We start from the raw sequence: 22,602 nt of genomic DNA, 5'->3' as shown, positions 1-22,602 counted from the left end.
CCTCAGTTCTCCGGCGTTTCCAGATAGCGCGAGACCACCTCGACGACGGTCGCGACCATCTCGCTCTCGGCGACGCTGGTCTGGGCGAACCGCTCCTCGCGCCACGTCTTGTTGTCGGTCACGCCCTCGGAGATGCGCTTGCCCTCGATCAGGTCCTTGATCTGGACCGTGCCGGTCTCACGTTCCGATGACCCCTGGATGACGACGCAGGGCGCATTGCGGCGGTCGGCGTACTTCATCTGGGCTTTCATGCCCGAGCCGCCGAGATAGACCTCGGCGCCGAGCCTGATGCCGGCCGCCTTCAGGCCGTCGCGCAACTCCTTGGCGAAGCGCTGGTAGGCGGCCATCGCCGACGGGTCGCGGTCCATGGCGAGCACCACCACGGGGCCGAGCGGCTTGGCCGTCGCGCCTTCGCGCGCCGCGAGCGCGGAGACCAGCCGGGAGACGCCGACGGAGAAGCCGGTGGCCGGCATGTCCTCGCCGCGGAAGCGGCCGACGAGGCCGTCGTAGCGGCCGCCGCCGCCGACCGAGCCGAAGCGCATCGGGCGGCCGTCATCGTCGGTGATCTCGAAGGTCAGCTCGGCCTCGAAGACGGGCCCGGTGTAGTATTCCAGGCCGCGCACGACGGACGGGTCGATCTTGATGCGGTCGGCGTCATAGCCGGAAGCGGACACGAGCGCCTGGATCTCCGCGAGCTCCCTGAGGCCCGCCTTGCCGGTTTCGCTCTCGCCGAGCGTCGTCTTTTCCAGGTCGTCGAAGAACGTGTCTCCGAGCTCGCCGGTCGCGGCCTCGATGAAGGCCATGAACTTGTCGATGGTCGGTTCGTCGAGGCCGGCGCCCTTGGTGAAGTCGCCGCTTTCGTCCATCCGGCCCTTGCCGAGCAGCAGGCGGACGTCGGCGACCGGGAACTTGTCCAGCTTGTCAATGGCGCGCAGCACGGAGAGGCGCGTGCCCGCCTTCTCCGGTCCGCCGATGCCGGCGGCTTCCATCACGCCGTCGAGGACCTTGCGGTTGTTGACGCGGATCACGTAGTCGCCGCGCGGAATGCCGATGGCCTCCATGGTGTCGGCGGCCATCATGCAGATTTCCGCGTCGGCGGCGACCGACGGCGCGCCGACGGTGTCGGCGTCGAACTGCATGAACTGGCGGAACCGGCCGGGGCCGGGCTTCTCGTTGCGAAACACCCAGCCGGCGCGATAGCTGCGGTAGGGCTTCACGATCCGCTCGTAGTTCTCCGCCACGTGGCGGGCGAGCGGCGCGGTCAGGTCGTAGCGGAGCGACAGCCACTCCTCGTCGTCGTCCTGGAAGGCGAAGACGCCCTCGTTCGGCCGGTCCTGGTCGGGCAGGAACTTGCCCAGCGCGTCGGCATACTCGATGAACGGCGTTTCGACGGGCTCGAAGCCGTAGCGCTCGTAGACATCGCGGATGACGCCCATGATCCGCTCGGCGGCCTTGATCTCGGCCGGCGTGCGATCGGCGAATCCGCGCGGCAGCCGCGCTTTCGGCAAGTTCTCTTTGGTCTCTCGGCTCATCGACCTGGGGCTTTGACGTTGGCTGACGGGAGTGGCAGGCGCCGCACGGACGCGGCGCCGATCACCGCCCGGTGAGTAGACGAAAGGCCCGTGCGGAACAAGGCGCAGGCGCGTCCTCGGCCGCGCCGGCCTCGCCCACTTTATCCTGGATCAATGAACGGGCGTCGCCGTGGGGTACAGGCTGGGGTCAACGACTTTGACCAATCCAAGGGGATAGCCATGGCGACGATGATGAAAGCTGCCGTGTTCGTGGAGCCGGGCCGTATCGAGCTCGACGACAAGCCGATTCCGGACATCGGACCGAACGACGCCCTGATCCGCATCACCACGACGACGATCTGCGGCACTGACGTGCACATCCTCAAGGGCGAGTACCCCGTCGCGAAGGGCCTCACCATCGGCCACGAGCCGGTGGGTATCATCGAGAAGCTCGGCTCCAGCGTGCTCGGCTACACCGAGGGCCAGCGGGTGATCGCCGGCGCGATCTGCCCGTCGGGCTATTCCAACGCCTGCCTCGACGGCCTCTGCTCGCAGGACGGGCAGCACCACAAGCACGGGCTGAAGCCGCTCGGCGGCTGGCGCTTCGGCAACACCATCGACGGCACCCAGGCCGAGTACGTGCTGGTCCCCGACGCGATGGCGAACCTCTCGCCGGTGCCGGACGGGCTGACCGACGAGCAGGTGCTGATGTGCCCGGACATCATGTCGACGGGGTTCGCGGGGGCAGAGTCCGGCAAGATCAAGATCGGCGACACGGTGGTGGTGTTCGCCCAGGGGCCGATCGGCCTGTGCGCCACCGCGGGCGCCAAGCTGTGCGGCGCGACGACGATCATCGCCGTCGACAGCGTGCCGGAGCGGCTCGACATCGCCCGCCTGATGGGCGCCGACCACACGGTCGACTTCCGGGCCACGGATCCCGTGGCGGAGATCATGCGGATCACCGACGGGCGCGGCGTCGACGTGGCGATCGAGGCGCTCGGGACCCAGGCGACGTTCGAGAACTGCCTGCGCGTGCTCAAACCGGGCGGAACGCTCTCCAGCCTCGGCGTCTATTCGGGCGACCTCACCATCCCGCTCGACGCCTTCCATGCCGGCCTCGGCGACAACAGGATCGTCACCTCGCTCTGCCCGGGCGGCAAGGAGCGGATGCGGCGGCTGATGGCCGTGGTGGGCTCGGGCCGCGTCGACCTGAAGCCGCTGGTGACCCATCGCTACAAGCTCGATGACATCGTCGCCGCCTACGACCTGTTTTCCCACCAGCGCGATGGCGTGCTGAAGGTCGCGATCACGCCGAACTAGGATTTGCGCTCACACCGGCGAGCTTCCGCTCGCGGCTGCGCGTGCGCGCCCTGACCGGCCGGCGCGCGGTCGCGCGCTGATTGGTGCAAGCCGTCCGGGCGGAGACTAATCGCTTCGGCGCTCAGGCCACGCCCGGAGGCGAGCGGCGCAGCCAGGGGCGGTTGTGGGGGACGGGCGCCTCGGCGCGGGTCGCCGGCTGGTAGTAGACCGGCACGTCCGGCACGCCGCCGTCGGCCACCACCTGGCGCGCCGCCGGCTTGGTGACGGCGAAGGTGTCAAAGCCGCAACGGGCCATCAGCGAGATCTGGTCGGCGAGCACGTTGCCGACGGCGCGGAGCTCGCCCTTGTAGCCGTAGCGGTCGCGCGCAAGCCGGGCGGCCGAGTAGCCGCGTCCGTCGGTGTAGGCGGGGAAGTCGACCGCCACGACCTCGAAGCGGTCGAGGTCGGCCGCGACGTCCTCGATCCGGTCGCCGGCGCCGATGACGATCCCGAGCGGGTGGTTGCGGGCGGCGAGGCTGTCGCGCTCGGCCAGCCAGCGCGCGGCGGGCAGCAGCACGTGGCCGTCGTCCGGCACCGGCGCATCGCCCTCCAGGCGGGTCCAGGCGTCGTCCACGAAGGCGCCGTTGCGAAAGATGTCGGCCATGGGATCGTTCTTCCTTCAGGTCCGGCGTCACGCCGCGCGGCTCGGCCGCAGGTGAATGCCGCATTCGGTCTTGCCCTGGCCGCGCCAGCGGCCCGAGCGGGCGTCCTCACCCTCCGCCACCCGTGCCGTGCACGGCATGCAGCCGATGGAGGGGAACCCCTGGGCCACCAGCGAGTGGGCCGGCAGGTCGCGGGCCGCGACAAACGCGGCGATGTCGTCGCGGTCCCACTCGGCGAGCGGATTGATCTTCACGTGCACTCCGTCCCACTCGACGGGCGCAAGCTCTTGGCGGGTCGCCGCCTGGAAGCGCTTGCGGCCGGTAAGCCAGGCATCGAATTCCGAAAGCGCGCGTTCGAGCGGCCGCACCTTGCGGATGTCGCAGCACCGGTCGGGGTCGCTCGCCCACAGGATCCCGTCTGGATCGTCGGCCGACAGCTCCTCCGCGGCCGGCTCGATCGAGCGGACGTCGGTCAGTCCCAGCACCTCGATCAGCCGGTCGCGGTAGCGCAACGTCTCCGGAAAGTGCTTTCCGGTTTCAAGGAAGACCACCGGAACGGAGCGGTCGACTTCGGCCGCGAGCGCCAGCAGCACCGCCGATTCCGCGCCGAAGGATGAGACGACCGCGGCCTTGCCGGCGACCTTGTCGACCAGCACCGACGAGACGGTGGCGAGCGACCGCTGCAGCCGCACGGCGCGCTCGATGGTCGGCAGCCGAAGCACCGACGCGGAGGCTGCCGCCTGCTCAGGCAGCGTTTCGGGCGGGGCCATAGAGCGCCTCCTTGAAGGGCTGGTCGCCCAGCCGGCGGTAGGCCGACAGGAACGGTTCTGCCGGGCCGGTCCGGAGGGCCAGGTAGGTGTCGACGATGGTCTCCACCGCATCGATGACGGCGTCCTCGGAGAAGCCGCGGCCGACGATCGCGCCGATCGCCGCGTCCTCGCCGGGGGCGCCACCCAGGGTGATCTGGTAGAGTTCCTCACCCTTCCGATCGACGCCGAGGATGCCGATGTGGCCCACGTGGTGGTGACCACAGGCGTTGATGCAGCCCGAGATCTTGATGGAGAGCGGGCCGATGTCGCGCTGGCGGGCGGCATCGCCGAAGCGCTCCGAGAGGCGCTGGGACACCGGGATCGACCGGGCGTTGGCGAGCGCGCAGTAATCCAGTCCCGGGCAGGCGATGATGTCGGTAACGAGGCCCGCGTTGGCCTCGGCGAGCCCGATCTCGATCAGCGCGGCATGCACGGCCGGAAGGTCGCGCTTCGCCACGTGGGGCAGCACGAGGTTCTGCTCGTGGCTGACGCGGATCTCGTCGAACGAGTAGCGCGCGGCGAGGTCGGCCACGGCTTCCATCTGCTCCGCCGTCGCATCGCCCGGGATGCCGCCGATGGGCTTCAGGGAGATGGTGACCGACGCGTAGCCGGCCTGCTTGTGCGGATGGACGTTGGTCTCCCGCCAGGCCGCGAACAGCGGATCGTCGGTCGCGGGCTCCTCCTCGCCGGCAACCGTCACGTCGAAGGCGGGCGGCGCGAAATAGGCCTCGATCGCGTCAACGGCATCCTGGGGCAGCGTCAGCGCGCCGCCACGGATGGCCGAGAACTCTTCCTCGATGTCGCGGCTCAGCTCCTCGATCCCGGTCTCGTGGACGAGGATCTTGATGCGGGCCTTGTACTTGTTGTCGCGGCGTCCGTAGCGGTTGTAGGTGCGCAGCACCGCCTCGAGATAGGCGAGCAGGTCCTCCTCGGCGACGAAATCGCGGACCTTCTTGGCGATCATCGGAGTGCGGCCCTGGCCGCCGCCGACCCACACCTCGAAGCCGAGACGGCCGGCGTCGTCGCGCTTGATCTGCAGGCCGATGTCGTGGACCCGGATCGCGGCGCGGTCGCGCTCGGCGCCGGAGACGGCGACCTTGAACTTGCGCGGCAGGAACGTGAACTCCGGATGCAGCGACGACCACTGCCGGATGATCTCGGCATAGGGCCGCGGATCGGCATGCTCGTCCGCGGCGGCGCCGGCGAAATGATCCGCCGTCACGTTGCGAATGCAGTTCCCGGACGTCTGGATGGCATGCATCTCCACCTCGGCCAGCCGGTCGAGGATCGCCGGGATGTCGCCGAGCTTCGGCCAGTTGAACTGGATGTTCTGGCGCGTGGTGAAGTGGCCGTAGCCGCGATCGTAGTCGCGGGCGATCTCGGCCAGCATCCGCATCTGGCCGCCCGACAGCGTCCCGTAGGGGATCGCCACCCGCAGCATGTAGGCGTGCAGCTGCAGGTAGACGCCGTTCATCAGGCGGAGCGGCTTGAACTCGTCCTCGGTCAGTTCGCCGGAAAGGCGGCGCCGGACCTGGTCGCGGAACTGCTCGGTGCGCGAGCGCACGAAGGCATGGTCGAATTCGTCGTAGCGGTACATGGCACTGGGTCCTCGACTGTGCGCCCGGAAAAATCTCAGGCGGCGGTGTCGATCTGAGTGGGGCGTTCGGCCTGCTTGCCGAGATCGAGACGGACGGTGGGTCCCCTGGCGCGGATCACTTCGCGCAGCCGGACCGGAACGAGGCGGCCGTCCTCGCAGCGGACGTCGATGGCATAGGGCTCGACGATCTCGCGGTTCTCCACGGCCTTCGCCGCAAGGGCGAGGGCATGGTCGATGGCGGCATCGTCGTCGAAGACGGTCACCTCGTCGATCTGGTCGGCCCAGCGCAGGCTGCGGCCGAGGAAGACGACGATGCCGTCATCGAGGCGGTTGGCGGTGACGATCTTCATCGCGGATGTCCTCAGGCGGCGGTGAGTTCGGGAACGGCGTCGAGATGGTCGGCGCGGATCGTGCCGGCGTGGGCGACGGCCTCGCCGATGACGATCAAGACCGGGCCGTCGATGTCGGAGCGGCGGGCGAGCCGCGGCAGGCTGTCGAGCGAGCCGACGAGCACCGTTTCGTCGGACCGCGCGGCGTTCTCGACCACGGCGACCGGGGTCGCTCCGGAGAGGCCGGCGGCCATCAGCCGGGTGGCGATCTTGCCGGCGACGGTGCGGCCCATGTAGACGGCGACGGTCGCGCCGGAGAGGGCGAGGTTCGCCCAGTCCGGGAGAACGGCACCGGTCTGGTCGTGGCCGGTGGCGAACACCACGCTCGACGAGACGCCGCGCAGGGTGAGCGGGATCTTGGCGGAGGCGGCGGCGGCAAGCGCCGCCGTGATGCCCGGCACGATCTCGTAGGCGACGCCGGCCGCCTCCAGCGCCGCGATTTCCTCGCCGGCGCGGCCGAAGATCATCGGGTCGCCGCTCTTCAGCCGGACGACGCGCTCGCCGCGCGCCGCGCGTTCCACGAGGATCTCGTTGATCCGCTCCTGGGTGACCGAATGGGCGCCCTTCGCCTTGCCGACCGGCACCCGCTCGGCGTCGCGGCGGCCCATGGCGACCACGGCGTCGGGCACGAGCTGGTCGTGCACGATGACGTCGGCCTCCTGGAGGACGCGCTGGGCGCGCAGGGTCAGCAGGTCCTCGGCCCCGGGGCCGGCGCCAACCAGCGTCACGAAGCCCTTGCCGGTGCGGCCGGCTCCGATGAGGGCATCGGCGACCCGCCGGGCGGCCTGTTCGCCGTCGGTGCGCAGGGCGTCGGCGACGCGGCCGGAGAAGAAGCGCTCCCAATAGCGGCGCCGGTCGACGCCCTCTGAGAAGACCGACGCGATCTTGCCGCGCAGTCCCTCGGCGATGCGGGCGAGCGCGCCCGTCTCCTGGGGCAGCAGCGCCTCGATCTTCGCGCGGATGTGGCGGGCGAGCACCGGACCGGTGCCCGTGGACGTGATGGCGACGGCAACGGGCGCGCGGTTGACCAGCGCGCCGACGTAGAAATCGCAGATCTCGGGGCGGTCGACCGCATTGACCGGTACACCGGCCGCGCGCGCCGCCGCAACGACGGCGCGGTCATGGGCTTCCTCGCCCGACGCGGCGAACGCCAAAGCGGCACCTTCGACATCGCCGGGGGCGAAGTCGCGGGCGACCCACTCGGCGCCCGAGCGGGCGATCGCGGCCCTGGCTGCGGGCGACAGCGACGGCGCGACGACGACGAGGGCGGCGCTCGTCTCCGACAGCAGGCGCACCTTCGCCGCGGCTTCGTCGCCACCGCCGGCGATCACGACGCGGCGGCCGGCAACCTGGTGGAAGGCCGGAAAGACCGCGAGCTTGCGGTCGTCGGTGGATGCGGATGCGGCGAGCATGGTTCGCGCGGCTCCCGGACGGTTCAGCCCATCGACGGATGGACCGAGGTGACACTGCCGTCAGAGATACGCTTCCCGCGCCGACATTGCGGGACATGGAATTCCAAATGAAATCGCCGGCGAAGAAAAGTAATCCGGTTGCCGGCCCGACCGCGCGCAACCAATCCGGTCACGCCCGATCCGCCCCAGCAGTCAGGATTTTCGCCCTCCCGACTGGCGGGCGGCGGGCCGCGGGCTGCGGCAGGTAAGCGTTACCGGATCAGTCGGCGAAGAGCTCCGGCTTCGACAGCTTGAGGGCCTGAACGAGCATCATCAGCTTGGCGTCGCGGAGGCCGCCGTCAGCCAGCGCGCGGTCGAGCTCGGCCAGCGGCATCTCGATCACGTCGATGTCCTCGTCCTCGTCGATGCCGCCGCCGTCCGACACCCGGTCGGCCTCGGTATAGCTGCCGAGATAGAGCGTGATCGCCTCGGTCACGGTGCCCGGGCAGAGATAGACGCGGCCGATGCTCTGCATGTCGCGCACGCGGATGCCGAGCTCCTCCTCGCCCTCGCGGCGGCAGGCCGTTTCCGGGTCGCGGTCCTCGGGGTCGATGATGCCGGCGCACGCTTCGATCAGGAACGGATCCGGATCGTCGGTCATCAGGACCGGCACGCGCAACTGGCGCACGACCACCGCCGTCCGTCGCGCCGCATCCACCGGCAGGACCCCGACGGCATGCCCGTGATCGTGCACCGCACGCTCGAACTCGACCGGGGCATGCCCGTCATGCTCGACGCGCACGCGCACCATGTCCAACCTGACGAAACCGTCATGAATCCGCGTGGATCCTGTGACGGTGACACGGCGTTCATTGGGGGGAGCGATCATGCCGGCCTTCTTTCAAGCGGAGCGAACGCCGGACACAGGATCGTCACGGGCTCGGTTTACTGCAGTGCAATGCGATGATGGAAACCGGCGCTGCCGCCCGGTCTCACAGTGCGCACTCGGTTGCCGTCCTATCGCGCATCCACGAGGCAGTGCAATGTCACCGACAACGCTCGATCAGATTTTCAATCCCGTGTCGCTGTTCGACAGCGAAGCGGATTCGTTCGGGGTCAATGCGCGGCTGGACGCGGTCCAGCGCTCCACCGCCGGCTACGTCGCCTGGCAGGGCCAGATGGCCCGGCTGCTGACGCTGCACGGGACGGCGCTGGCGACGCGTCTGGCCGACACCGCGAAGGCGAACCAGGAGGCGCTGGCCGGCGTCGGCGCGCGCCTTCTGCCGCAGACGGCGGCGAGCGATGCGGGCGCCTACGGGATCGACGCGGTCCAGCGCTGGTTCCTCTACCTCGACACGCTGCGCGAGCGCGGCAACATCTTCCTGGCGCACGAAGCGGCCGGCCAGCCGCCGGTGCTCTACTTCGAGCACGAGACGGTGGTCGACGGCCGCATGCTGCCGCGACCGGTCAACTACTCGCTCCTGAAGATCCTGCCGCCGGAAGGCGGCGAGATCGATGCCGCGAAGCGGCCGTTCGTCATCATCGATCCGCGCGCCGGGCATGGCGCCGGCATCGGCGGGTTCAAGCCGGACAGCCAGGTCGGCGTGGCCATCGCCAACGGCCACCCGGTCTACTTCGTGGTGTTCCATCCGGATCCGGAGCCGGGGCAGACGCTGGGCGACGTGACCCAGGCCGAGGCGGAATTCCTGCGCCAGATCGCGATCCTGCATCCCGACGCACCGAAGCCAGTGGTCATCGGCAACTGCCAGGGCGGCTGGGCCGGCATGCTCCTGGCCGCCTCCAACCCGGACCTCACCGGGCCGCTCGTGATGAACGGCGCGCCGCTATCCTACTGGTCGGGCCGCAACGGCGTGAACCCGATGCGCTACATGGGCGGCCTGCAGGGCGGAGCGCTGCCGGCGCTGATCCTCTCGGATCTCGGCAACGGCAAGTTCGACGGCGCCAACCTCGTCCTCAACTTCGAATCGCTCAATCCGGCGAAGACCTGGTGGCGGAAATATTACGACCTCTACGATCAGGTCGACACCGAGCGCGCCCGCTTCCTGGAGTTCGAGCGCTGGTGGTCGGGCTTCTTCTTCATGAACGAGGCGGAGATCCTCTGGATCCTCGACAACCTCTTCATCGGTAACAAGCTGGAGCGCGGCGAGGCGTCGTTCGTGACGGGTGAGACGGTCGATCTGAGAAGGATCCGCCAGCCGATCGTGGTGTTCGCCTCGCGCGGCGACAACATCACCCCGCCGGAACAGGCGCTCAACTGGATTTCCGATCTCTACCACGACGAGCAGGAGATCCGCGTGCGCGGCCAGCGGATCATCTACATGATCCACGAGGACGTCGGCCATCTCGGCATCTTCGTCTCCGGCAAGGTGGCGCGCCGCGAGCACGCGCAGATCGCCTCGACGATCGAGATGATCGAGGCGCTGGCGCCGGGCCTCTACGAGATGCAGATCGTCGACAAGGAGGGCGACGGGCCGACGGCCAGGTTCACCGTCGCATTCCAGTCGCGCACCATCGCCGACGTCGCCGCCCACGACGACGGTCGCGAGGACGAGGCGGAGTTCGCCACCGTCGCCCGCCTGTCGACGCTCGCCGAGGAAGCCTACGACATCACGGCGCGGCCGCTCGTGAAGGCGATGGTGACGCCGGCCAGCGCCGAGGCGATGTTCCGGGCCCATCCGCTGCGCCGCCGCCGGCGGCTGCTGTCGGACCGCAACCCGGCGATGGCGGCGGCCGAACCGCTCGCCGAGCTCTCGCGCGCCTACCGGCTCCCGGTCGGCGCCGACAATCCGTTCAAGGTGCTGGAACACGCCGTCGCCGACATGGTGGAGCGAAACTGGGATCTTTACCGCGACCTGCGCGACGCGAGCTACGAGCTGACCTTCAACGCCATCTTCGGCGCGCCGTGGATGCACCGGCTTGGCGAGCGGGCGCAGAAGGCGGCGGGGCGGACGCCCGTGGCCTCGTTCCGCGACCTTCCCCAGGTGCAGACGGCGCTCGGCGCGATCGATCGGGGCGGGTTCGCGGAAGCGGTGATCCGCATGATGATCCTGCTTGCCCATGCCCGAGGGTCGGTCCGCCGTTCGCGGCTGGAGCGGTCGAACGCGCTCCTGTTGCAGACCGAGCCGTTCGCCTCCATGTCGGCGGAAGAGCGGGCCCGGGTGATCCACGATCAGACGGTGATCATCGACTTCGAGCCCGATCGGGCGGTGTCCACGCTGCCGCTGCTGCTGTCGGATGCGGACGAGCGCCGCCGGGCGTTCGACATCGTCGCCGCCGTCGCGGGGCCGCGCAGCGAGATGAACCCGGCGACGGAGGCGATGATCGATCGGCTGGCCGGTGCGCTGTCGATTGCCACGTCCGAGGTCTCGGCCGCCTGACCGAACCGGACGCGCGTGGCACAGGCCGTGCGTCCGCGAGGATCGATCGACCCGCGTTGCTGGAGCGCGGCGGGGCGTTGAGAACCCGTCGCGCTTGCCGCATCATCCGAACCCATGACACAGGCTTCCGTCTTGAACGATCTGCTGCAAATCATCAGCGACCGCGGCCGCGCGCTCGTCGACTGGCGCCGTCAGCCCCGGCGCACCAGCGGCCGCGCGCTCGGCGAGCTGGCCGACCTGCTGCTGTCGGTCCCGGGCGAAGCCTCCGGCGTCGTGCGCGCCCGCGACCTTCTCGACGGCTACCGGGCGCTCGACTATGCGGGGAAGACCTCGTTCTTCCGGCTGCTGGTGGAGAAGTACGGGGCCGACCGCGCGGCGCTCGAAGAGGCCGCCACGCAGTTCCTGGCCGACCCGAGCGAGCGGAATGCCAAGGCCGTCCAGCGCGGCGCCGAGCCGCGGCGGCTGGAGCTGTTCCGGCGGCTGAACTTCGCGCCGGGCGGAACCGCCGATCTCGTCTCCATGCGGGTGGACCTTCTCGCCCGCCTGAAGGACCACCCGGACTTCTGGACCCTCGACGATGACTTCAAGACGCTGTTCCAGTCGTGGTTCAACCGCGGCTTCCTGATCCTGCGGCGCATCGACTGGCAGACGTCCGCGGCGGTTCTGGAAAAGATTATCAAGTACGAGGCCGTCCACGCCATCCACGACTGGGACGAGCTGCGCAGCCGGATCGATCTGCCGGACCGCCGGCTCTACGCCTTCTTCCATCCGCGGCTGGGCGACGATCCGCTGATCTTCGTGGAGGTTGCGCTCACCACGGAGATCCCGGCGGCCATCCACCCAATCCTGGAGACGGACCGGCCGATGATCCCGCCCCAGAGCGCAAACACGGCCGTGTTCTATTCGATCTCCAACTGCCAGAAGGGCCTGCAGGGGATCTCGTTCGGCAACTTCCTCATCAAGCAGGTCGTCGAGGACCTGCAGCGCGAACTGCGCGAGCTGAAGACATTCGTCACCCTGTCGCCGGTTCCCGATTTCGCGCAGTGGCTCGATCGCGAGCGCAGCCTCGATGAATCGCCGCTGATCACCCGGGAGATGCGCCCGGCGCTGGACCGGCTCGACGGCGAGGCGTGGTGGCGCGACGAGACGGCCCGCGAGGAACTCGGCAAGGTGCTGCCGCAGCTGGCCGCCTGGTACCTCACTCGTGCCCGCGACGCGCGCAACCGCGTGCTCGATCCGGTCGCCCGCTTCCACCTCGGCAACGGAGCCCGTCTCGAGCGGGTGAACTTCGCCGGCGACCTGTCGCCCAAGGGGCTGGAGTCGGCCCACGGCATCATGGTCAACTATCTCTACAGGCTCGCCGACATCGAGAAGAACCACGAGAACTTCGTGAACGATCGCACCATCGCGGCCGCCTCGGGGGTGACCAAGCTCGCCCGCGCCCTGCCGGAGCCGAAGGCGCTGGCAACCACCTGATCGCGGGGATCCCGGTCGGCCGGGGCGTCAGCCGGGATCGCGTTCCGGCCCGGTGAAGCCGATCGCCCGCCGCATCAGCGGCAGCAGGAGCAGCAGCAGGGCCGCCGCGGCGACGCAGATCGCCCCGTAGAGGAAGAAGGCGTGGGAATAGATCGCCGCTTCGCCGGCGGGCGTGGTGCCGTCTGGGACCGACGCGAGGCCGCCGAGCAGGCCGGCGATGTAGTTTGCCCCCGATGTCGCCATCAGCCAGATGCCCATCGCGAAGCCGGCGAGGTGGCGCGGCGCCAGCTCGGTCGTCAGCGCCAGCCCGACGGGCGACAGCAGCAGTTCGCCGATCGACAGAAGCAGGAAGAACAGGACCACCCAGAACGCCGTCGTCTTGGCGCCGTCCGGCGTCTCGAAGATGCCGGCCGTGAGGACCCAGTAGGCGGCGCCCAGGAAGGCGAGGCCGAAGGCGAACTTCACGACGTCGTCGAAGCGGACGCCGCGCCGCTCGATCGCCGGCCACAGGAAGGCGAGGAACGGCGACAGCGCCAGGATGAAGAAGGGATTGAGGGAGGCGAACTCCTCCGGCGGCGACTGCCAGCCGAAGACGTTGAGGTCGAGGTCGCGCTGGGTGAAGACCATCACCGAGGTCACGTCCTGCTGGTAGACGGCCCAGAACGCGACGGCGAAGAGGACGAGCACGAGATGGGCGATCAGCTTGTTGCGCAGCTCGGCCGGTTCGCGAAACACCATGACGACATAGATCGCGATCGCCGCGCTCTCCACCACGGCCAGGAAGATGCCGGCCTCGGAGGGCCGGGAGATTAGGTAGATCGAGATCAGCACGAGGCCGAGGAGCGCCACCGCCACGAGACCGCTTTCGCGCACCGTTCCTGCCGCATGGGCGGGCGGGTGGTGGTGATCTTCGAGATAGCGCCGCCCGTAGAGAAACGTCAGCAGCGACAGGAGCTTGCCGCACCCGGCGGCGGCAAAGGCGACCCAGTAGCCGAACTGGATCGCCAGGATGCCGGCCACCAGCGTGGCGGCGAGCGAGCCGATGTTGATGCCCATGTAGAAGATCGTGAACGCGGACGCGCGCCGCGTGTCCTGATCCTCGAAGAAATGTCCGAGGAGGGCGGACACGTTCGCCTTGAACAGACCGTTGCCGACGACGAGGATTCCGAGGGCGAGATACATCGTCGCCGTCGAACTCAGCGCCAGGATCAGGTAGCCGGCCGACATCATGGCGGCGCCGAGAATGATGGCGCGGCCGTGGCCGAGAATGCGGTCGGCGATCACGCCGCCGATGACGGGCATGAGGTAGGCAAAGGCCGTGAACGCGCCGAACAGGAGATAGGCCTGGGCGTCCTGCATCTTCAGGACGTCGATGAGGTAGAGCGTGAAGACGGTCGTCAGCGTGTAGTAGCCGAACCGCTCCCACAGCTCGGTGAGCGCCAGGACGTAAAGCGCCTTTGGCTGGTCCTTGAACATGCCGTTCCCCCTCCCGGCCGGCCGTTGCGCGAACCTACATGCGGTCGCGCATGGCGAACCATGTCATTGCCAGCACGAGCAGCGGTGTCCTCAAAAGCGTGCCGCCCGGAAAGGTCGGGACGGGCAGGCGGGCGAAGACGTCGAGCGTGCCGGTGTCGCCGTTGATGGCGTCGGCGAGTATCTTGCCCGCAAACGTCGCGGTTGCCACGCCCTGTCCGGAATATCCGCATCCGGCGTAGAGCCCCGGGGCCACCCGTCGGACGAACGGCATGCGGTGGCGGGTGACCGCGAGCGTCCCGCCCCAGGCATAGTCGATCGGCACGTCGGCAAGGTCCGGATAGACCTCGGCAAGGTAGGGGCGGACGAGGCCGGCGACGTCGTCGCGGAGGTGGCGGGTGTAGCTTTCGCCCCCGCCGAACACGAGCCGCCCGTCCTGCGTGGGGCGCCAGTAGCGGACCACGAAGCGCGTGTCGGCGACGCACTCGCGGCCGGGGATCAGGCGCGCGAGGCGCTCCTCGCTGAGCGGCGCCGTCGCGACGACGTAGTTGTTGATCGGCAACACGCGCGCCTCGACGGCGAGGGCGATGTCTTTCAGGTAGCCGTTGCCGGCTAGCACCACCTCATCGGCGTCGACGGTTCCGCCGCAGGTCTTGACGAGACGGCGGCCGTTGCTGCAGGCCTCGATGCCGACGACCTCCGACCCTTCGTGAATCCGCGCGCCGGCGTTGGCCGCCGCGGCTGCGAGGCCCGCGGCCAGGGCAAGCGGGTTGAGATGCCCGGCGCAGGCGTCGCGATAGCCGCCCACGAACCGGCGCGTGCCCACTGCCGCCTCGATCTCCTGACGGTCGAGCATCGACAGGGCGGTGACGCCGTAGGTGGAGGCCATGTGGTCGACGATCCGGCGCTCGTCGTCCAGCGCCTCGTCGGTGTGGGCGGCGCTGATCAGGCCGTCGGTCCATTCGCAGGGGATCTGGTGCCGATCGATCCGCGCCCGCACGAGGTCCTTGGCCGCTTCGGCCAGGTCCCAGAGTTTCGCGGCGTCGTCCCTGCCGACGGTCTTCTCCAGCCAGATCTGGTCGCGGCGCTGGCCGGAATGCACCTGGCCGCCGTTGCGGCCCGACGCGCCCCAGCCGATCCGCTGGGACTCCAGCAGGATGACCGAGCGGCCGGCCTCCGCCAGATGCAGGGCCGTGGACAGGCCGGTGAAGCCGCCCCCGACGACGCACACGTCGGCGCGCGACGTGCCGCCGATCGGCGCGTGGAAGCGTTGCGGAACGGTGGACGCGTAGAGCGTGCGCGGAATGGACGGGATGTCGCCGGTGTGCGGCGCTGATCCGTCGTCCGCGACGCTCATGACGCCATGCGGCCGTCGCGCGTCAGGATATCGGCCGTGTCATCGAGCGTCTGGCGGGCCCTGGCGACCAGCTGGTCGATCTCGTCGCGGGTGATCACGAGCGGCGGCGAGATGATCATGGAGTCGCGAACGGCGCGCATCACCAGCCCGTTCTTCAGCGAGGTGTCGCGGCACAGCGTGCCGACGGTGCCTTCGTTGTCGAAGCGCGCGGTGCGGCTCGGCTTGGCGGGCACCAGCTCGATGGCGCCCATCAGCCCGACCATGCGCGCCTCGCCGACCAGCGGGTGATCGCCGAGCGCGGTCCACTGCTCCTGGAGATAGGGCGCGACCTCGGCGGCGTGCTCGATGACGCCCTCTTCCTCGATGATCCGGAGGTTCTCGAGCGCCGCGGCGCAGCAGGCCGGATGCCCGGAGTAGGTGAAGCCGTGATAGAACTCGCCGCCTTCGGCGATGAACGTGTCGGCCACCCGGTCGGAGACCAGGACGCCGCCGATCGGCAGGTAGCCCGACGACAGGCCCTTGGCGATCGGCATCAGGTCCGGCTGGAGGTCGTAGTACTCCGAGCCGAACCAGCGCCCGAGCCGCCCGAAGCCGGTGATCACCTCGTCGGCGACGAACAGGATGTCGTTGGCGGCGAGCACCTTCTTGATCTCGGGCCAGTAGCTGTCGGGCGGGATGATCACGCCACCGGCGCCCTGGATCGGCTCGGCGATGAATGCCCCGATGGTGTCGGCGCCCTGGGCCTCGATCTCGCGGGCGAGTTCCTGCGCCGCCCAGCGGCCGAAGGCGTCCGGATCCTGGTCGCCGCCTTCGCCGAACCAGTAGGGCTGGGCGATGTGGACGATCCCGGGGATCGGCATGCCGCCCTGGCCGTGCATCGCGCTCATGCCGCCGAGGCTGGCGCCGCCGATGGTGGAGCCGTGATAGGCGTTCCTGCGCGAGATGATCGTCTTCTTGCCGGGCTTGCCCTTCAGGTCCCAGTAGGTGTGGACCATGCGGATGACGGTGTCGTTGGATTCCGAGCCCGAGCCAGTGAAGAAGACGTGGTTGAGATGCGCCGGCGCCAGCCGCGCCAGCCGCTCGGCGAGCTCGATCGCCGGCTTGTGGGTCGTCTTGAAGAAGGTGTTGTAGTAGCTCAGCTCCGACATCTGCCGGTGCACGGCGTCGGCGATCTCGTGCCGGCCATGGCCGATCTGCATGCACCAGAGCCCCGACATTCCGTCGAGGAGCCGGTTGCCGTCGGAATCGGTGATCCAGATCCCTTCGCCGCCGACGATCACGCGCGATCCCTCGGCGTTCAGCGCCCCGGTGTCGGTGAACGGGTGGATGTGATGGGCGGCATCGCGGCGCCGGAGTTCGGGCGTCGACTGCGGATCGTTGGACAGGGTCGCGTCAGACATTGAGGAGGAGATACTCCCGTTCCCAGGGTGAAATCACGCGCATGAAGGTCTCGTATTCGGCCTGCTTGATGGCGCGATAGGTGTGGACGAAGCTCTTGCCGAAGATCTCCACCAGCTCTTCGGATTCCTCGAACAGCGCCACCGCCTCCAGCAGGCCGCGGGGCAGGCCGTAGGGCAGTTCGCGGGCCGATCCGTCGATCGGCTCGTCCGGCGACAGCTCCTCGTCGATGCCGAGATAGCCGCACGCCAGCGATGCCGCGATGGCGAGGTAGGGGTTGGCGTCCGACGACGGCACCCGGTTTTCCACCCGCCGCGCCTCGGGCGAGGAGTGCGGCACGCGCAGCCCCACCGTGCGGTTGTCGTAGCCCCAGTAGACGTTGATCGGCGCCGTGGTCCAGCGCTCCAGGCGCCGGTAGGAGTTCACGTAGGGCGCCAGGATCGCCATCACGTTGGGCAGGTATTTCTGCTGGCCGGCGATGAAGGAGAAGAACTCGCGGCTCGGCGTGCCGTCCTTGGTGGAGAAGATGTTCTTGCCGGTTTCGATGTCGACGACCGAATGGTGGATGTGCATGGCCGAGCCGGGCTCGTTGGTCATCGGCTTGGCCATGAACGTCGCGTACATGTTGTGGCGCAGCGCCGCCTCGCGGATGGTGCGCTTGAACAGGAACACCTGGTCGGCGAGGTCGATCGGGTCGCCGTGGAGAAGATTGATCTCCATCTGCGCGGCGCCTTCCTCGTGGATCAGCGTGTCGATCTCCAGCCCCTGCGCCTCGGCGTAGGCGTAGATGTCGTCGAACACGTCCTCGAACTCGTTCACCGCGGCGATCGAGAACGACTGGCGCCCGATCTCCGGCCGGCCGGAGCGCCCGATCGGCGGCTCGAGCGGGTAGTCCGGGTCCGTGTTCGGCTTGACGAGATAGAACTCGATTTCCGGCGCCACCACCGGCTTGAGGCCGCGCAGGCGGTAGAGGTCGACGATGCGGCGGAGCACCTGGCGCGGCGCATGCTCGACGGGGCGTCCGTCGCGGTAGCGCGCGTCATGGATCAGCTGGGCGGCCGGGTCGCTCGCCCACGGCACGACGCACAGCGTCGAGTAGTCGGGGTCGAAGATCAGGTCCGAATCGCTGGGGTCGTGCTTGAACTGATCGTCGTCCTCCGGATAGTCGCCGGTGATCGTCTGGGTGAAGATCGAGGTCGGCATGGTCAGCGAGGGACCGGCGGCGAACTTCTCCATCGGCATCAGTTTGCCGCGGGCGACGCCGGCCTGGTCCGGCACGATGCACTCGACGTCCTGGATCCGGCGTTCCTTCAGCCAGCGGACGGCCTCTTCATGGGAGGACACGCCTCTGGCGGTTTCCTGCTCGGTCTCGGGGCGGTCTTCGGCGCTCATATTCACACGTGTGCCTGCGGCGCTTTCGCACCGATCGGCATCCTCATTGATGGCGGCGTGGACTCCCCGCGCGTGTGTCGCGCGGGGTCACGAACCCGGCCGGGGCGGCCGGTTGCAGGCCCCAGAGCCAGTGTTTGACATCATAGAGACCAGACCGGACACTGCCTAGGTCAACCTGTGGGAGGGCCGATCTTCGTTGTCCGACGCAGGAGCGAGAGCGCCGCGCCGGCGGCCGGAGACCCGGTCGACGGTGCCGAGGCCGGCCCGCCCGCGACGAGACCGCGTGCCGTTCCTGCGAAACCTCTTGCAGTGATCGGCGCGGGCTGCTGAAACACCGATCGCTGCCGGTCCGACATCCGGTCCACCGGGGCGACGACCTCAAGACCGCGCTCGGGCAATGACCTCTCAGAATCCGGTGGACTCCATCGCCTCCCCCCTCGACGAGGTGGAGCGCTATCTTGCCGTGCATCCGGAGACGGAAGCCGTCGAGTTCCTGATCACCGACACCAACGCCGTGATGCGCGGCAAGTGGGCGCCGGCGGGCAGCATCGAGAAGGCGTTCACGTCGGGCGTGGCGTTCCCGCTGTCGATGTACGGGCTCGACGTCTGGGGCCGCGAGGTCATGGAGACGGGGCTGCATGTCGACACCGGCGACCGGGACGGCTTCTGCATGGCCGTCCCCGGATCGTTGCGGCCGGTGCCGTGGGCCGACGTGCCGACGGCCCAGGCGATCCTCACCATGACGACGGAATCCGGCCAGCCGTTCCACGGCGACCCGCGCCACGCGCTGCAGGCCACCATGGCGCGCGCCCACGCGGTGGGGCTGCGGCCGTGCGTGGCGTTCGAGCTGGAATTCTATCTGATGACGGCCGCGGCCGGCGAGACCGCCGCCGACGCCTTCCGGCCGGTGCTCTCCTATGGAACCGGGCCCGACCGGCAGAACATGTATGCCCTGTCGGACCTGTCGGCCTATGCGGGTCTCTTCGCCGAGATCCGGGCGGGGGCGAAGGCCCAGGGCCTGCCCATCGACACGATCATCTCCGAGGCCGCGCCCGGCCAGTTCGAGATCAACCTGAAGCATCGGGTCGACGGCCTCGCCGCCGCCGACGACGCGCTGCTGCTCAAGCGGCTCGTCCAGGAAACGGCGCGGCGCCATTCGCTGCGCGCGACCTTCATGGCGAAGCCGTTCATGCCGTGGGCCGGCAACGGCATGCACCTGCACGTCAGCATGCTGGACAACGACGGCAACAACGTCTTCGCAGACCCGGTGAAGGGGCAGAAGACCCTGGAATCCGCGGTGGCGGGCCTGCTCGACACCATGTCGGCGGCGATGCTGGTCTTCGTGCCGACCTGGAACGGCTACCGGCGGCTATTGCCGGGCTCCTACGCGCCGACCCGGGTCGCCTGGGGCCACAACAACCGTTCGGTCGCGGTGCGCATTCCGGCGGGCGAGGGCTCGGCGATGCGCATCGAGCACCGGATCGCCGGGGCGGACGCCAATCCCTATCTCGTGCTGGCGGCGATCCTGGCCGGCATGCTCGACGGGATCGAGGGCGCGCGCACGCCGCCGCCGCCCACCGACCGCAACGCCTACGAGGCGCCCGCGCCCAGCCTGCCGGACCAGATGGACGAGGCGCTGCGCCTGTTCCGCAATTCCGACTTCATCCGCCGGACCTTCGGGGTGGAATACCGGGCGATGTTCGCGGCCATCAAGGAGGCCGAGATCGCGGCGTTCCGATCCGAGATCTCGCCGCTCGAGCGCTCGACTTATCTCTGACCGCGACGTTCCGTGGGGCTGCCCGCGCGAAAAGCACTCTGCCCTTTCCGCGGGTCGCGGCCGCCCTCACTATGGGCAGACGATCGCGGAAAAACGGTTGAGAGGTGCCGATACCTTGCTTACCGTTGCGGGAAGGGTAGGGGCCGGGGAAACATCTTCGGTGGATACGACGTCAACAGCGGAGGGGCGACTTCAATGCGCGCACAACTCGCAGGCGGTCTGATCGCGGCGACGATGATCCTCGTCGGTCCGGCGGTGGCTCAGGACAAGGTCGTCAACGTCTACAACTGGTCGGACTACATCGACGAGTCGATCCTGGCGGACTTCCAGAAAGAGACCGGGATCACCGTCAATTACGACGTGTTCGATTCCAACGAGATCCTGGAGACGAAGCTGCTGTCCGGCTCGACCGGCTACGACGTGGTGGTGCCCACCGCATCGTTCCTGGCCCGCCAGATCCAGGCCGGGGTGTTCAAGGAACTGGACAAGTCGAAGCTGCCGAACATCAAGAACATGTGGCCGGTGATCGAAAAGCGGACCGCCATCTACGACCCGGACAACACGTACTCCATCAACTACATGTGGGGCACGACCGGCATCGGCTACAACGTCGACAAGGTGAAGGAGCGGCTCGGCGAGGATGCTCCGGTCAATTCCTGGGACCTGGTGTTCGATCCCGCCAATGCCGAGAAGCTGAAGGACTGCGGCATCACCATGCTGGACGCGCCGGAGGAGATCATCCCGGCGGCGCTGAACTATCTCGGCCTCGACCCGAACGCGCGCAGCGCCGACGATTTCGCCAAGGCGTCCGACCTTCTCAAGAAGATCCGGCCCTTCGTGCAGAAATTCCACTCCTCGGAATACATCAACGGACTGGCGAACGGCGACATCTGCGTGGCCGTCGGCTGGTCGGGTGACGTCTTCCAGGCCCGCGACCGCGCCGCGGAGGCCAACAACGGCGTGACCATCGCCTATTCGATCCCCAAGGAAGGCGCCTTGATGTGGTTCGACCAGATGGCCGTTCCTAAGGACGCCCCGCATCCGGAAGCGGCCATGGCCTTCATCAACTTCATGATGAAGCCCGAGGAAATCGCCAAGGCCACCAACTACATCTACTACGCCAACGGCAACGAGGCGTCGCAGCAGTTCGTCGACAAGGAAATCCTCGACGATCCGCAGATCTATCCGCCCAAGGATGTGCTGGAGCGCCTCTACACGGTGAAGGTCTTCAATCCGCGCGATCAGCGGCTGCTGACCCGGACCTGGACCACCGTGAAGTCCGGCATCTGATCGATCGAGCGGCGGCCTCCGGGCCGCCGCTTCGCTTTCGCGGGGCGAGGGTACCGCTATCGGCGGATCCCGTTCCTTCCGACCTTGAGAGCGATCGGCGACGGCATCCCGGCAGGGGCCGCGCGACGCGGGCTCATCAGGCAGGTGCGCGTCAACATGGCCAAGCAGGCTCTCGGTCCGATCCGGCGATCCTTCGCTCCGTGGGATGATCCGGATACCAAGCCTCTCATCCATTTCGACCGCGTGTCGAAGCGCTTCGGAAACTTCACTGCCATCGACCGGGTCGACCTGCCGATCTACGAGCGCGAATTCCACGCGCTGCTCGGCCCGTCGGGATGCGGCAAGACCACGCTGATGCGGATGCTCGCCGGGTTCGAGGAGCCCTCCGAGGGCGACGTGATCCTCGACGGCAAGAGCCTGAAGGGCGTCCCGCCCTACCGCCGGCCCGTCAACATGATGTTCCAGAGCTACGCGCTTTTCCCGCACATGAGCGTGGAGAAGAACGTCGGGTTCGGGCTCAAGCAGGAGGGGATGGCGAAGAGCGAGATCGCCGACCGGGTGGCGGAGATGCTGAAGCTGGTCCGCCTCGACCAGTTCGCCAAGCGCAAGCCCCACCAGTTGTCCGGCGGCCAGCGCCAGCGCGTCGCGCTGGCCCGTTCCATCGCCAAGAAGCCGCGTGTGCTGCTGCTCGACGAGCCGCTCGGCGCGCTCGACAAGAAGCTGCGGGAAGCGACCCAGTTCGAGCTCACCGACCTGCAGGTCGATCTGGGGATGACGTTCCTGATCGTCACCCACGACCAGGAAGAGGCGATGACGGTTGCCGACCGGATCGCGGTGATGGACCAGGGGGTGATCCGCCAGGTCGCGACGCCGGCCGAGATCTACGAGCAGCCGGCATCCCGCTACGTCGCGGACTTCATCGGCGACATCAACATTCTTGAGGGGCGTATCGAGCGGGGTGCCGGCGGCGTGACACGGCTGGTGTCGCCGAAGACCGGTCTCGTCATCGAGACCGACCAGCCCGTCGAAGGCGATCCGGAAACGGCGTGGTACGCGATCCGCCCGGAGAAGCTTCGGGTGTCGCTCGATCCGCCCGCGCAAACCGCGGTCAACGCCGTCAACGGCGAGATCTGGGACATCGCCTACCTCGGCGATGTCTCGATCTATCACGTGAAGCTGGACGACGGCACGGTGATGCGCGCGACGACCGCCAACACGACGCGCCTGGTGGAGCGGCCGATCTCCTGGGACGACCGCGTGTGGCTTACCTGGGAGAACAGCGCGGGGGTGGTGCTGACGCAGTAGCTCCGGTCGCGATCCCGCGGCGGAAAGGGCCGGGGCGGGATGATCGGCGGTGAGACTTGATGCCGGCGTGTCACACGC

17 protein-coding genes are annotated in these 22,602 nt (G+C 68.6%); 6 read left to right on the top strand and 11 right to left on the bottom strand.

Features of this window, described 5'->3' with window-relative positions; genetic code table 11:
* Nucleotides 1–2: 2 nt before the first annotated feature.
* Nucleotides 3–1,532, bottom strand: coding sequence for a histidine--tRNA ligase (hisS, locus tag AB7M35_RS07225; protein WP_453958441.1), 1,530 nt, complete (start codon nt 1,530–1,532; stop codon nt 3–5).
* A 219-nt stretch (nt 1,533–1,751) separates the two neighbouring features.
* Between hisS and AB7M35_RS07220 the strand changes: the two genes are divergently transcribed.
* Nucleotides 1,752–2,831, top strand: coding sequence for an NAD(P)-dependent alcohol dehydrogenase (locus AB7M35_RS07220; RefSeq protein WP_453958440.1), 1,080 nt, complete (start codon nt 1,752–1,754; stop codon nt 2,829–2,831).
* A gap of 121 nt (nt 2,832–2,952) precedes the next feature.
* Here AB7M35_RS07220 and AB7M35_RS07215 read toward each other — a convergent pair whose 3' ends face one another.
* The 6 genes from AB7M35_RS07215 to AB7M35_RS07190 all read right to left on the bottom strand — a co-directional run bounded on the left by AB7M35_RS07215 (nt 2,953) and on the right by AB7M35_RS07190 (nt 8,460).
* Nucleotides 2,953–3,474: a DUF934 domain-containing protein gene (locus tag AB7M35_RS07215; RefSeq protein WP_453958438.1), complete on the bottom strand. Its 522-nt coding sequence runs from the start codon at nt 3,472–3,474 to the stop codon at nt 2,953–2,955.
* Nucleotides 3,475–3,501: 27 nt separating this feature from the next.
* On the bottom strand, nt 3,502–4,242 hold the full coding sequence (locus tag AB7M35_RS07210; protein WP_453958436.1) for a phosphoadenylyl-sulfate reductase: 741 nt from the start codon (nt 4,240–4,242) through the stop codon (nt 3,502–3,504).
* Nucleotides 4,217–5,878: a nitrite/sulfite reductase gene (locus AB7M35_RS07205; RefSeq protein ID WP_453958434.1), complete on the bottom strand. Its 1,662-nt coding sequence runs from the start codon at nt 5,876–5,878 to the stop codon at nt 4,217–4,219. Before AB7M35_RS07205 ends, AB7M35_RS07210 begins: the two co-directional genes overlap by 26 nt.
* Nucleotides 5,879–5,913: 35 nt before the next feature.
* Complete coding sequence (locus tag AB7M35_RS07200; RefSeq protein WP_453958433.1) at nt 5,914–6,228, bottom strand: DUF2849 domain-containing protein; 315 nt, start codon at nt 6,226–6,228, stop codon at nt 5,914–5,916.
* An 11-nt stretch (nt 6,229–6,239) separates the two neighbouring features.
* Nucleotides 6,240–7,679 (bottom strand): siroheme synthase CysG, encoded by a 1,440-nt coding sequence (gene cysG / locus AB7M35_RS07195; RefSeq protein ID WP_453958431.1) that lies wholly within the window; start codon nt 7,677–7,679, stop codon nt 6,240–6,242.
* 259 nt (nt 7,680–7,938) lie between these two features.
* On the bottom strand, nt 7,939–8,460 hold the full coding sequence (locus tag AB7M35_RS07190; protein ID WP_453958430.1) for an NUDIX domain-containing protein: 522 nt from the start codon (nt 8,458–8,460) through the stop codon (nt 7,939–7,941).
* A gap of 241 nt (nt 8,461–8,701) precedes the next feature.
* On the opposite strand from AB7M35_RS07190, the gene AB7M35_RS07185 reads away from it, so the two are divergent.
* Both AB7M35_RS07185 and AB7M35_RS07180 read left to right on the top strand, forming a co-directional pair.
* Nucleotides 8,702–11,056 (top strand): DUF3141 domain-containing protein, encoded by a 2,355-nt coding sequence (locus tag AB7M35_RS07185; protein WP_453958428.1) that lies wholly within the window; start codon nt 8,702–8,704, stop codon nt 11,054–11,056.
* 114 nt (nt 11,057–11,170) lie between these two features.
* Nucleotides 11,171–12,532 carry a malonyl-CoA decarboxylase gene (locus AB7M35_RS07180; protein ID WP_453958426.1) on the top strand — a complete coding sequence of 454 codons (1,362 nt, stop codon included), beginning with the start codon at nt 11,171–11,173 and terminating at the stop codon, nt 12,530–12,532.
* Nucleotides 12,533–12,559: 27 nt separating this feature from the next.
* On the opposite strand, the gene AB7M35_RS07175 is transcribed toward AB7M35_RS07180, so the two are convergent.
* From AB7M35_RS07175 to AB7M35_RS07160, 4 genes are read right to left on the bottom strand one after another with little or no spacing between them, the layout of a single operon-like run.
* A complete protein-coding gene (locus tag AB7M35_RS07175) occupies nt 12,560–14,008 on the bottom strand; it encodes a peptide MFS transporter (protein ID WP_453958425.1) in 1,449 nt (482 codons plus the stop codon).
* A 34-nt stretch (nt 14,009–14,042) separates the two neighbouring features.
* The gene (locus AB7M35_RS07170; RefSeq protein ID WP_453958423.1) at nt 14,043–15,362 is read right to left on the bottom strand and encodes an NAD(P)/FAD-dependent oxidoreductase; all 1,320 of its coding nucleotides are present in this window, start codon (nt 15,360–15,362) and stop codon (nt 14,043–14,045) included.
* Nucleotides 15,359–16,762 carry an aspartate aminotransferase family protein gene (locus AB7M35_RS07165; RefSeq protein WP_453958421.1) on the bottom strand — a complete coding sequence of 468 codons (1,404 nt, stop codon included), beginning with the start codon at nt 16,760–16,762 and terminating at the stop codon, nt 15,359–15,361. Before AB7M35_RS07165 ends, AB7M35_RS07170 begins: the two co-directional genes overlap by 4 nt.
* Entirely contained in the window at nt 16,755–18,152 is a 1,398-nt protein-coding gene (locus AB7M35_RS07160; protein WP_453958420.1) for a glutamine synthetase family protein, read from the bottom strand. Before AB7M35_RS07160 ends, AB7M35_RS07165 begins: the two co-directional genes overlap by 8 nt.
* 397 nt (nt 18,153–18,549) lie before the next feature.
* On the opposite strand from AB7M35_RS07160, the gene AB7M35_RS07155 reads away from it, so the two are divergent.
* From AB7M35_RS07155 to AB7M35_RS07145, 3 genes are all read left to right on the top strand, one after another.
* A complete protein-coding gene (locus tag AB7M35_RS07155) occupies nt 18,550–19,929 on the top strand; it encodes a glutamine synthetase family protein (RefSeq protein ID WP_453958418.1) in 1,380 nt (459 codons plus the stop codon).
* 234 nt (nt 19,930–20,163) lie between these two features.
* Nucleotides 20,164–21,219, top strand: coding sequence for a polyamine ABC transporter substrate-binding protein (locus AB7M35_RS07150; RefSeq protein WP_453960655.1), 1,056 nt, complete (start codon nt 20,164–20,166; stop codon nt 21,217–21,219).
* Between the two features lie 156 nt (nt 21,220–21,375).
* Entirely contained in the window at nt 21,376–22,524 is a 1,149-nt protein-coding gene (locus tag AB7M35_RS07145) for an ABC transporter ATP-binding protein (RefSeq protein WP_453958417.1), read from the top strand.
* The last annotated feature ends 78 nt before the right edge of the window (nt 22,525–22,602 follow it).

Source organism: Amorphus suaedae, from assembly GCF_053629675.1.
The sequence above is the reverse complement of the archived record's forward strand: the minus strand, read 5'-3'. Positions and strand labels throughout refer to the sequence as shown.

What these genes read in the sequence shown, in the direction of transcription:
- hisS (WP_453958441.1), bottom strand. Translation starts at nt 1,532, where the DNA reads ATGAGCCGAGAGACCAAAGAGAACTTGCCGAAAGCGCGGCTGCCGCGC.
- AB7M35_RS07220 (WP_453958440.1), top strand. Translation starts at nt 1,752, where the DNA reads ATGGCGACGATGATGAAAGCTGCCGTGTTCGTGGAGCCGGGCCGTATC.
- AB7M35_RS07215 (WP_453958438.1), bottom strand. Translation starts at nt 3,474, where the DNA reads ATGGCCGACATCTTTCGCAACGGCGCCTTCGTGGACGACGCCTGGACC.
- AB7M35_RS07210 (WP_453958436.1), bottom strand. Translation starts at nt 4,242, where the DNA reads ATGGCCCCGCCCGAAACGCTGCCTGAGCAGGCGGCAGCCTCCGCGTCG.
- AB7M35_RS07205 (WP_453958434.1), bottom strand. Translation starts at nt 5,878, where the DNA reads ATGTACCGCTACGACGAATTCGACCATGCCTTCGTGCGCTCGCGCACC.
- AB7M35_RS07200 (WP_453958433.1), bottom strand. Translation starts at nt 6,228, where the DNA reads ATGAAGATCGTCACCGCCAACCGCCTCGATGACGGCATCGTCGTCTTC.
- cysG (WP_453958431.1), bottom strand. Translation starts at nt 7,679, where the DNA reads ATGCTCGCCGCATCCGCATCCACCGACGACCGCAAGCTCGCGGTCTTT.
- AB7M35_RS07185 (WP_453958428.1), top strand. Translation starts at nt 8,702, where the DNA reads ATGTCACCGACAACGCTCGATCAGATTTTCAATCCCGTGTCGCTGTTC.
- AB7M35_RS07180 (WP_453958426.1), top strand. Translation starts at nt 11,171, where the DNA reads ATGACACAGGCTTCCGTCTTGAACGATCTGCTGCAAATCATCAGCGAC.
- AB7M35_RS07175 (WP_453958425.1), bottom strand. Translation starts at nt 14,008, where the DNA reads ATGTTCAAGGACCAGCCAAAGGCGCTTTACGTCCTGGCGCTCACCGAG.
- AB7M35_RS07170 (WP_453958423.1), bottom strand. Translation starts at nt 15,362, where the DNA reads ATGAGCGTCGCGGACGACGGATCAGCGCCGCACACCGGCGACATCCCG.
- AB7M35_RS07165 (WP_453958421.1), bottom strand. Translation starts at nt 16,762, where the DNA reads ATGTCTGACGCGACCCTGTCCAACGATCCGCAGTCGACGCCCGAACTC.
- AB7M35_RS07160 (WP_453958420.1), bottom strand. Translation starts at nt 18,152, where the DNA reads ATGAGCGCCGAAGACCGCCCCGAGACCGAGCAGGAAACCGCCAGAGGC.
- AB7M35_RS07155 (WP_453958418.1), top strand. Translation starts at nt 18,550, where the DNA reads ATGACCTCTCAGAATCCGGTGGACTCCATCGCCTCCCCCCTCGACGAG.
- AB7M35_RS07150 (WP_453960655.1), top strand. Translation starts at nt 20,164, where the DNA reads ATGATCCTCGTCGGTCCGGCGGTGGCTCAGGACAAGGTCGTCAACGTC.
- AB7M35_RS07145 (WP_453958417.1), top strand. Translation starts at nt 21,376, where the DNA reads ATGGCCAAGCAGGCTCTCGGTCCGATCCGGCGATCCTTCGCTCCGTGG.